Origin of the sequence: Streptomyces sp. NPDC059564 (genome assembly GCF_042735575.1) — a bacterium.
Classification (GTDB): domain Bacteria; phylum Actinomycetota; class Actinomycetes; order Streptomycetales; family Streptomycetaceae; genus Streptomyces.
In genome coordinates, this window is sequence record NZ_JBHWBP010000360.1 from 1 (window position 1) to 7,682 (window position 7,682).

Genomic DNA, 7,682 nt, shown 5'->3' on the forward strand with positions numbered 1-7,682 from the left:
GAACAGGGGTATTCGGTCCCTTTTTCGTCCCAGGACCCGGGCGGTCGGCCGGCCGACCGCCCGGAGCCGGTTAGGCTCTAGTCGGCAAGGCCGTCCCACGGCCTGACACGCCACCGCACACCCAGCGTCACATCCCAGAAGGAGATGCTCGTGCCGTCCATCGACGTCGTCGTAGCCCGGGAAATCCTGGACTCCCGAGGCAACCCCACGGTCGAGGTCGAGGTGGGCCTCGACGATGGCAGCACCGGCCGTGCTGCCGTTCCGTCCGGCGCCTCCACCGGTGCATTCGAGGCCATCGAGCTCCGTGACGGTGACCCCGACCGTTACTTCGGCAAGGGTGTAGAGAAGGCCGTCCTCGCCGTCATCGAGCAGATCGGCCCGGAGCTCGTCGGCTACGACGCCACCGAGCAGCGCCTGATCGACCAGGCCATGTTCGACCTGGACGCCACCGACAACAAGGGCTCGCTCGGCGCCAACGCCATCCTCGGCGTGTCCCTCGCCGTCGCGCACGCCGCGTCCGAGGCCTCGGACCTGCCGCTCTTCCGCTACCTCGGCGGCCCGAACGCGCACCTGCTGCCCGTTCCGATGATGAACATCCTCAACGGTGGGTCGCACGCCGACTCCAACGTCGACATCCAGGAGTTCATGATCGCCCCGATCGGCGCGGAGTCCTTCTCCGAGGCGCTGCGCTGGGGTGCCGAGGTCTACCACACCCTCAAGAAGGTCCTCCACACCAAGGGCCTCTCCACCGGTCTCGGTGACGAGGGCGGCTTCGCCCCGAACCTGGAGTCCAACCGCGCCGCGCTCGACCTCATCGTCGAGGCCATCAAGCAGGCCGGCTACACCCCGGGCAAGGACATCGCGCTCGCGCTCGACGTCGCCGCGTCCGAGTTCTACAAGGACGGCAAGTACGAGTTCGAGGGCCAGTCCCGCTCGGCCGCCGAGATGACCGAGTACTACGAGGAGCTCGTCTCCGCGTACCCGCTCGTCTCCATCGAGGACCCGCTGTACGAGGACGACTGGGCCGGCTGGAAGGTCATCACCGACCGCCTCGGCGCCAAGGTCCAGATCGTCGGCGACGACCTCTTCGTCACCAACCCGGAGCGCCTCGCCCGCGGCATCGAAGAGGGCTCGGCCAACGCCCTGCTCGTGAAGGTGAACCAGATCGGTTCGCTCACCGAGACCCTGGACGCCGTCGAGATGGCCCAGCGCAACGGCTTCAAGTGCATGATGTCGCACCGCTCCGGCGAGACCGAGGACGTCACCATCGCCGACCTCGCCGTCGCCGTGAACTGCGGCCAGATCAAGACCGGCGCCCCGGCCCGCTCGGACCGCGTCGCCAAGTACAACCAGCTGCTGCGCATCGAGGAGATCCTCGACGACGCCGCCGTGTACGCGGGCCGCTCCGCCTTCCCGCGCTTCAAGGGCTAATCACGCTCTTGCTTCCGTACGTCCCCGCACTCGGTCCCGTACCGTGTGCGGGGACGTATTGCGTAGCGCGTACACAGGGGAGGCGGGACCATGGCCGGGAACCGGGATCGGTTCTCCACCTTCTCCACCGCGACCAGGCTCAAGCAGCTCGGCGAACGGACCGCGGCCCACGTCTACCGCTCGCAGTCCCGCCGCCACATCCGCCGCAGCCGGCTCACCGGCCGGGCGGCCCTGCTGGTCCTCGTCCTCTGTACCCTGGTCGTCGCCCTCGCCTATCCGATGCGCCAGTACGTGTCCCAGCGCTCGGAGATCGCGGACCAGCAGCGGGCCGCCGACGACGCGCGCAAGCGCCTCGACCAGCTCCGCGACGAGAAGGCCCGCTGGCAGGACCCCGCCTACGCGGAGCAGCAGGCCCGCAGGCACCTGCACTTCCTGCGCCCGGGGGAGGTCGGCTACATCATGACCGACCCCGGATCCGCGGCCGCGGAACACCGCCGCGGCGGGCAGGCCGGCTCGGACCGCCCCTGGTACTCCAACGTCTGGGACGGCGTCGACAAGGCCGACCGCCCCGGCGAGTGAGCCCGTAGCCGCCCCTCCGTACCGCCCGCACCCATCCACGAGAACGAAGAGACTTCCTCCAGGCATGCAGACGCCCCCGCCCCAGACCGACCGGACCGAGCCGACCGACGCGGACATCGAGGCGTTCGAGCAGCAGCTCGGCCGCCCCCCGCGCGGGCTGCGCGCCATCGCGCACCGCTGCCCCTGCGGGCAGCCGGACGTCGTCGAGACCGCCCCGCGGCTGCCCGACGGCACCCCCTTCCCGACGCTGTACTACCTGACGTGCCCGCGGGCGGCCTCCGCCATCGGCACGCTGGAGGCCAACGGCGTCATGAAGGAGATGCAGGCCCGCCTCGCGGAGGACCCCGAGCTGGCCGCCGCCTACCAGGCCGCGCACGAGGACTACATCCGGCGCCGGGACGCCATCGAGGTGCTCCAGGGCTTCCCGAGCGCCGGCGGCATGCCGGACCGGGTGAAGTGCCTGCACGTGCTGGTCGGCCACTCGCTGGCGGCCGGCCCCGGGGTGAACCCGTTCGGCGACGAGGCCCTCGCGATGCTGCCCGAGTGGTGGGCCAAGGGCGCCTGCGTCACCCCGTGCGCGGAGAAGGCGGCGGAGAATAAGCCGGAGGAGTCCGCGTGACCCGGGTCGCGGGCATCGACTGCGGTACGAACTCCATCCGCCTGCTCGTCGCGGACTGCGACCCGGCCACCGGCGAGTTCACCGAGCTGGACCGCCGGATGACCATCGTCCGGCTCGGCCAGGGCGTGGACAGGACCGGCCGGCTGGCCCCGGAGGCGCTGGAGCGCACCTTCGCGGCCTGCCGCGAGTACGCCGAGGTGATCAAGGAACTGGGCGCCGAGCGGGTGCGTTTCGTGGCCACCTCGGCCTCGCGCGACGCCGAGAACCGGGACGAGTTCGTCCGGGGCGTCCTGGACGTCCTGGGCGTCGAGCCCGAGGTGATCTCCGGTGACCAGGAGGCCGAGTTCTCCTTCACCGGCGCCACCAAGGAGCTCACCGGCCGCACCGACCTGGAGCGGCCGTTCCTGGTCGTGGACATCGGCGGCGGCTCCACGGAGTTCGTCGTCGGCGAGGAGCACGTCCGGGCCGCCCGCTCGGTCGACGTGGGCTGCGTCCGGATGACCGAACGCCACCTGGTGGTCGACGGCGAGGTCACCGACCCGCCGACCGAGGCGCAGATCGCCGCCATGCGCGCCGACATCGAGGCGGCGCTGGACCTGGCCGCCGCGACGGTCCCGCTGGGCGAGGCCCGCACCCTGGTGGGCCTGGCGGGCTCGGTGACCACGGTCGCCGCCATCGCCCTGGACCTGCCGGAGTACGACAGGACGGCGATCCACCACTCCCGGATCCCCTACGAGCGGGTCCGCGAGATCAGCGAGCGGATGCTGACCTCGACCCACGCCGAACGCGCCGCGATCCCGGTGATGCACCCGGGCCGCGTCGACGTGATCGGCGCGGGCTCCCTGGTCCTCCTGGCGATCATGGAGCGCATGGGGGCGACCGAGGTGGTGGTCTCGGAACACGACATCCTGGACGGCATCGCCTGGTCCGCGGCCTGACGATGGTGGTGTGACGGCGGCGTTCCGGGCAGTTGGCCGGAGCGCCGCCGTTCTTTGGATGGTGTGATCAGACGTTGCGGTAGACGTCGAGGCGGTCGCCGACCTTGACGACGAGTACGACGAGCTCCCCGTCCAGGACCTGGTAGGCGATCCGGTAGCTGCCGACCCGGAGTCGGTAGAGGCCGGAGGGGCCCGTGAGCTTCTTGATGTCGGCATCCTCGCGGAACGGGTCGTCGCCCAGCGCGGTCAGTGCGGCGAGGATGCGCATCGCGGCAGGCCTGTCGATCGCCCGGAGCTGACGTTGTGCCGCGGTGGTGAACCGGAACGCGTACTTCACGCCGCGCCGTCACCCCGTTCACTGAACAGGTCGGCCAGCAGCTCGGCCATCGTCACGGTCGGGCCGCCCGCGGACAGCACGGCCTCGGCCTCGCGTGCGAGCAGTTCGTCGGCTGCCTCTTCGAGCGCGTTGAAGTCGGCGATCGGGATCAGCGCGGCCACGGGTGCGCCGTTGCGCGTGATTATGGTCGGGGTGCCCTGCTCGGCGCGGTTGATGTGGTCCGCGAGGTGGGCGCGTGCTTCGCGCACGGTCACAGCGTTCTCACTCATGCCCGCAGTGTACGCGCGAGGGTGTACACGGGCCGTTGTGGCCCGCCGGGGGCTGAACATCGGGTTCCGCCTGATGACGGGATCGTGGGACGGGCGAGGGAGTGGCGTGCGGGGGCCGTGCGGAGGGGACTTGGGGGGTCTTCGGGGGCTGAAAGTCCCCTCGTCCCCATGAACTTCGTGAAGTTCTTCACAAGGAAAAGCGGCCCGTTGGGTCAACAGGGCATCAGTTCGAGGCCTTCTCGGGGGTCACAGGGCCGTTTCTCCGTGTGTTTGTGCGAAGAAGGGGTGCGACGGGTTTCGTATCAGAGGTAAGGACAAAGACCAGTGGTCCAGTCCGGTTCAGCCCTCGGAGGCCAGTTCAGGACGGGTGCACAACGATTCCTGACCTGCCGTGGTTCCCGTCGCGCACCATGATCTGGGTCACGTGGGCGGCGCAGTGTAGCAGAGGCCCCGGAGCACCTTGTGAAGGGGCTCACGAGCGTCACCCCTTGGGGTGCTGGATACTCATTCCATGAGCACCACGGAGCGTCCCAGGATCCTCGTTGTAGGAGGTGGGTACGTAGGCCTGTACGCGGCCAAGCGGATCATGAAGAAGATGCGCTATGGCGAGGCGACCGTCACGGTCGTCGACCCGCGGTCGTACATGACCTACCAGCCCTTCCTCCCCGAAGTGGCCGCAGGCAGCATCTCGCCTCGGCACGTCGTCGTCCCGCTGCGACGCGTGCTGCCCAAGGCAGAGGTTCTCACCGGCCGGGTCACCACCATCGACCAGGACCGCAAGGTCGCCGTCGTCACGCCGCTGGTCGGCGAGGCGTACGAGCTGCCCTTCGACTACCTGGTGATCGCGCTCGGCGCCGTCTCCCGCACCTTCCCGATCCCCGGCCTCGCCGAACAGGGCATCGGCATGAAGGGCGTGGAAGAGGGCATCGGCCTGCGCAACCACGTACTCGAGCAGCTCGACAAGGCCGAGTCCACGACGGACGAGAACGTCCGCCGCAAGGCGCTCACCTTCGTCTTCGTCGGCGGCGGCTTCGCCGGCGCCGAGACGATCGGCGAGGTCGAGGACATGGCCCGCGACGCCGCGAAGTACTACTCCACGATCAAGCGCGAGGACATGCGCTTCATCCTGGTCGACGCGGCCGACAAGATCCTCCCCGAGGTCGGGCCCAAGCTCGGCACCTGGGGCAAGGAGCACCTCGAGTCCCGCGGCATCGAGATCTACCTCAACACCTCCATGGACTCCTGCGTGGACGGCCACGTGGTGCTGAAGAACGGCCTCGAGGTCGACTCCAACACCCTGGTGTGGACCGCGGGCGTCAAGCCCAACCCGGTCCTGGCCCGCTACGGCCTGCCGCTGGGCCCGCGCGGCCACGTGGACGCCGAGCCGACCCTCCAGGTCAAGGGCACGGACTACATCTGGACCGCCGGCGACAACGCCCAGGTTCCCGACATGGCCGCCCGCAAGGCCGGCGTCGAGAACGCCTGGTGCCCGCCGAACGCCCAGCACGCGCTGCGCCAGGCCAAGGTCCTCGGCGACAACGTCATCTCGGGCATGCGCGGCTTCCCGCAGTCCGAGTACGCGCACTCCAACAAGGGTGCGGTGGCGGGCCTCGGCCTCCACAAGGGCGTCGCGATGATCGTCATGGGCAAGATGAAGATCAAGCTCAAGGGCCGGCTCGCCTGGTACATGCACCGTGGCTACCACGGCATGGCCATGCCGACCTGGAACCGCAAGATCCGCGTCTTCGCCGACTGGACCCTCGGCATGTTCCTCAAGCGCGAGGTCGTCTCCCTCGGTGCGCTGGAGACCCCGCGCGAGGAGTTCTACGAGGCCGCCAAGCCGGCCCCGGCTCCGGCCGCCGCGGCGACCCCGGCCCAGAAGGCCAAGGCCTCCTGACCCGGCGCGAGCCCGCAGCACCCTGAGCAGTACCAGCACGTCCCCGAAGGGGCCGCCCGCCATCCGTGGTGCGGGCGGCCCCTTCGGCGTACCCGGGGCCGGTCCGATCGCGGGGTCCGACGGCCGGGACTGATTGACGCGGGCACGAAATGGGTAGGCCGTTCGGTCGGAACTTATGGAGGTGCCTACGATGACCGACGCCGCGCCGCGGCTGGCCGCTCTTGCCGAAACCCTGCTGGGCGCCCCCCTGCCCGTCCGCATACGGGCCTGGGACGGTAGTGAAGCCGGACCCGCCACCGGTCCCACCCTGGTGCTCGAAAACCGGCGCGCGCTGCGCCGCATCCTGTGGAAGCCCGGGGAGCTGGGGCTGGCCCGTGCCTGGGTCGCCGGGGACCTGACCGTCGACGGCGACCTGTTCGACCTGCTGGACCGGGTGGCCGGGCTGCTCTGGGAGCGGGAGCCCGCCGCCGCGCCCGCCGTGCTGCCGCCCCGCACCGGGCTGGCCAAACTCGCCGCCCTGCGCCCGCACCTGCCCGCCCGTGCCTCCGGCGCCGCCGGGACGGCCGCGTTACTGCGCGACCCGGCGACCCGGGACGCCGTACGGGAACTCGTGTCCCTGGCGCGGCCCTGGACCGCGCCGCCGCCGCCCCCCGAGGAGGCGGTCCGCCGGGGCGGCCCCATCCACTCCAAGGGCCGCGACCGCCAGGCCATCAGCCACCACTACGACGTGGGCAACGAGTTCTACGAGCGGGTGCTGGGCCCCTCGATGGTCTACTCGTGCGCCTACTGGAGCCCCGGCGGCACCCTGGAGGAGGCCCAGCGGGACAAGCTCGACCTGGTCTGCCGCAAGCTCGGCCTGGGGGAGGGCGAACGGCTCCTCGACGTCGGCTGCGGCTGGGGCTCCATGGCCCTGCACGCGGCCCGCGAGTACGGGGTCCGGGTCACCGGCATCACCCTCTCCCGCGAGCAGGCCGCGTACGCCCGCAAGCGGATCGCCGAGGAGGGCCTGACCGACCGGATCGAGATCCGGGTGCAGGACTACCGGGACGTCAAGGACGGCCCGTACGACGCGATTTCCTCGATCGGCATGGCCGAGCACGTCGGCGCCGACCGCTACCGCGAGTACGCCCGCACCCTGTACGCCCTGCTCGCCCCCGGCGGCCGGCTGCTGAACCACCAGATCGCGCGTCCCCCGGAGCCCGACGAAGAGGCGCACCGGATCGACGAGTTCATAGACGCCTACGTCTTCCCGGACGGGGAGCTCTCCCCGGTCGGCACCACGGTCGGCGAACTGGAGCGGGCCGGCTTCGAGGTGCGCGACGTGGAGGCGCTGCGCGAGCACTACGCGCTCACCCTGCGGGCCTGGGTGTCCCGGCTGGAGGAGCACTGGGAGGAGGCCGTACGGCTCACCTCGCCCGGCCGCGCCCGCGTCTGGCTGCTCTACATGGCGGCCTCCGCGCTCGGTTTCGAGCACAACCGGCTCGGCGTCAACCAGGTCCTGGCGCTGCGGCCCGGGGACGGAGGGGCCTCGGGGCTGCCGCTGCGGACGCGCACCTGGGGCGCGTGACGGCGCTGTGACGCGTCAGGGCCCCGGGGCATGTCCCCGGGGCCC

Annotated in this window: 8 protein-coding genes; 6 read left to right on the forward strand and 2 right to left on the reverse strand. The window is 70.8% G+C overall.

All coding sequences use genetic code 11. From position 1 onward, the window contains the following. Positions 1 to 144 precede the first annotated feature (144 nt). The 4 genes from eno to ACFV0Q_RS35005 all read left to right on the forward strand — a co-directional run bounded on the left by eno (position 145) and on the right by ACFV0Q_RS35005 (position 3,567). Positions 145 to 1,431 (forward strand): phosphopyruvate hydratase, encoded by a 1,287-nt coding sequence (gene eno / locus ACFV0Q_RS34990; protein WP_385011071.1) that lies wholly within the window; start codon positions 145 to 147, stop codon positions 1,429 to 1,431. A gap of 90 nt (positions 1,432 to 1,521) precedes the next feature. Further along, complete coding sequence (locus ACFV0Q_RS34995) at positions 1,522 to 2,010, forward strand: septum formation initiator family protein (protein ID WP_385011072.1); 489 nt, start codon at positions 1,522 to 1,524, stop codon at positions 2,008 to 2,010. 64 nt (positions 2,011 to 2,074) lie between these two features. Continuing rightward, positions 2,075 to 2,629, forward strand: coding sequence for a DUF501 domain-containing protein (locus ACFV0Q_RS35000; protein ID WP_385011074.1), 555 nt, complete (start codon positions 2,075 to 2,077; stop codon positions 2,627 to 2,629). Further along, entirely contained in the window at positions 2,626 to 3,567 is a 942-nt protein-coding gene (locus ACFV0Q_RS35005; protein WP_385011076.1) for an exopolyphosphatase, read from the forward strand. The genes ACFV0Q_RS35000 and ACFV0Q_RS35005 overlap by 4 nt, the downstream gene beginning before the upstream one ends. Positions 3,568 to 3,634: 67 nt before the next feature. Here ACFV0Q_RS35005 and ACFV0Q_RS35010 read toward each other — a convergent pair whose 3' ends face one another. Beyond that, positions 3,635 to 3,904 (reverse strand): type II toxin-antitoxin system RelE/ParE family toxin, encoded by a 270-nt coding sequence (locus tag ACFV0Q_RS35010; RefSeq protein WP_385011078.1) that lies wholly within the window; start codon positions 3,902 to 3,904, stop codon positions 3,635 to 3,637. Continuing rightward, a complete protein-coding gene (locus tag ACFV0Q_RS35015) occupies positions 3,901 to 4,173 on the reverse strand; it encodes a type II toxin-antitoxin system Phd/YefM family antitoxin (RefSeq protein ID WP_385011079.1) in 273 nt (90 codons plus the stop codon). Before ACFV0Q_RS35015 ends, ACFV0Q_RS35010 begins: the two co-directional genes overlap by 4 nt. Before the next feature lie 511 nt (positions 4,174 to 4,684). Here ACFV0Q_RS35015 and ACFV0Q_RS35020 point away from each other — a divergent pair. Then, positions 4,685 to 6,070 (forward strand): NAD(P)/FAD-dependent oxidoreductase, encoded by a 1,386-nt coding sequence (locus ACFV0Q_RS35020; RefSeq protein ID WP_385011081.1) that lies wholly within the window; start codon positions 4,685 to 4,687, stop codon positions 6,068 to 6,070. 190 nt (positions 6,071 to 6,260) lie between these two features. After that, positions 6,261 to 7,637, forward strand: a complete 1,377-nt coding sequence (locus ACFV0Q_RS35025; RefSeq protein WP_385011083.1) for a class I SAM-dependent methyltransferase — start codon at positions 6,261 to 6,263, stop codon at positions 7,635 to 7,637. The last annotated feature ends 45 nt before the right edge of the window (positions 7,638 to 7,682 follow it).

Bases quoted from the DNA above. Each gene is read 5' to 3' on its own strand.
- ACFV0Q_RS34995 (WP_385011072.1), top strand. From the start codon at position 1,522: ATGGCCGGGAACCGGGATCGGTTCTCCACCTTCTCCACCGCGACCAGG.
- ACFV0Q_RS35020 (WP_385011081.1), top strand. From the start codon at position 4,685: ATGAGCACCACGGAGCGTCCCAGGATCCTCGTTGTAGGAGGTGGGTAC.
- ACFV0Q_RS35000 (WP_385011074.1), top strand. From the start codon at position 2,075: ATGCAGACGCCCCCGCCCCAGACCGACCGGACCGAGCCGACCGACGCG.
- ACFV0Q_RS35015 (WP_385011079.1), bottom strand. From the start codon at position 4,173: ATGAGTGAGAACGCTGTGACCGTGCGCGAAGCACGCGCCCACCTCGCG.
- ACFV0Q_RS35025 (WP_385011083.1), top strand. From the start codon at position 6,261: ATGACCGACGCCGCGCCGCGGCTGGCCGCTCTTGCCGAAACCCTGCTG.
- eno (WP_385011071.1), top strand. From the start codon at position 145: ATGCTCGTGCCGTCCATCGACGTCGTCGTAGCCCGGGAAATCCTGGAC.